Source organism: Pseudomonas sp. GXM4 (assembly GCF_008923895.1).
GTDB lineage: Bacteria > Pseudomonadota > Gammaproteobacteria > Pseudomonadales > Pseudomonadaceae > Aquipseudomonas > Aquipseudomonas atacamensis.
The window spans coordinates 1-1,314 of sequence record NZ_WBRZ01000503.1; the positions used below are offsets into that span (position 1 = coordinate 1).

The following is a 1,314-nucleotide window of genomic DNA, read 5'->3' on the forward strand; positions in this document are numbered from 1 at the left end:
CTTGCGACCGGGGGCGTTTTCATGTGGCGGCGAAATTTATTTCGCTTTCACACCTTCGAACGAAACATACAGCTCGACCGCATCGGACTTCGGACCGAGGTCTTTCTGCTTGCCGAAATCGGAACGCTTGATGGTGGTGGTGCCTTCGAAGCCGGCACGGTAGCCGCCCCATGGATCCTTGCCTTCGCCCAGGAAGGTGGCCTTGACGACAACCGGCTTGGTTACGCCCAGCAGGGTCAGGTCGCCGGTCACGTCAGCGGTATTGGCACCGGTGGACTTGACGCTGGTGGACACGAAGGTGGCCTTGCCGAATTTGCTGGCGTTGAGGAAGTCAGCGCTGGCGATGTGCTTGTCGCGCTCGGCGTGGTTGGTGAACACGCTGGCAGTGTTGACGTTGAACTCGATCTTGCTGTCTTCAGGCTTGGCAGCGTCGAAGCTGAACTTGCCGTCGATGTCCTTGAAGGTACCGGTGATGTAGCTGTAGCCCAGGTGGCTGATCTTGAAGTCGACGAAGGCGTGCTGGCCTTCCTTGTCTACCACATAGTCAGCAGCCATTACGTTGGCGGACAGCACGGCGGAACCGATTGCCAGAGCGGCCAGAGTCTTTTTCAACATGCTTTCTTTTCCTTTGAGTCGAGGTTGAATTTCAGGCTTTGCGACCGAGCATTCGAGTGAGGGTCGCATCACGATCGATAAAGTGGTGCTTCAATGCTGCCAACGCATGGAGACCGGAAAAAATTACCAGTGCCCACGCCAGCCAGAGATGAATCACCCCAGCGGTATCTGCCTGATCCGGTAGTCCGGAGAGCAGTGCAGGAACTTCAAACAGGCCAAACACCGGGATCCCGACACCGTCTGCGGTGGAAATCAGGTAACCGGCAATCATCACAGCGAACAGCGCCAGATACAGAAACCCGTGGCCGAACTTGGCGCCGATACGGGTCATGCGGCTGTAGCTTTGCAGAGTTGGCGGCGGCGGGCTGATGAAACGCCACACCACCCGCAACACCATCACACCCAGCAGCACCAGACCGATGCTCTTGTGCAGATCCGGCGCGTCTTTGCGCCAGGTGCTGTAGTAATCCAGCCCGACCATCCACAGACCCAACGCAAACAGCCCGAAGACCGCCAGCGCCACGCCCCAGTGCATGAAGATGCTGACCCAACCATAGCGCGAAGAAGAGTTACGTAGCTGCATTGCCCAAATCCTGTGAGAACTGCGAACCAAGACTAGCGAGTTATCTATCGAATTAAAGCGGAAAATTTTGCTTTGAAATATCGAGAAATACGATCAAGAGTCTGGAAGTGACGAGT

2 protein-coding genes are annotated in these 1,314 nt (G+C 56.2%); both read right to left on the reverse strand.

Features of this window, described 5'->3' with window-relative positions; translation table 11 throughout:
- Positions 1–36 precede the first annotated feature (36 nt).
- Entirely contained in the window at positions 37–615 is a 579-nt protein-coding gene (locus tag F8N49_RS27755) for a YceI family protein (protein ID WP_039757580.1), read from the reverse strand.
- Positions 616–646: 31 nt separating this feature from the next.
- On the reverse strand, positions 647–1,198 hold the full coding sequence (locus F8N49_RS27760) for a cytochrome b (RefSeq protein ID WP_024014636.1): 552 nt from the start codon (positions 1,196–1,198) through the stop codon (positions 647–649).
- Positions 1,199–1,314: the final 116 nt, after the last annotated feature.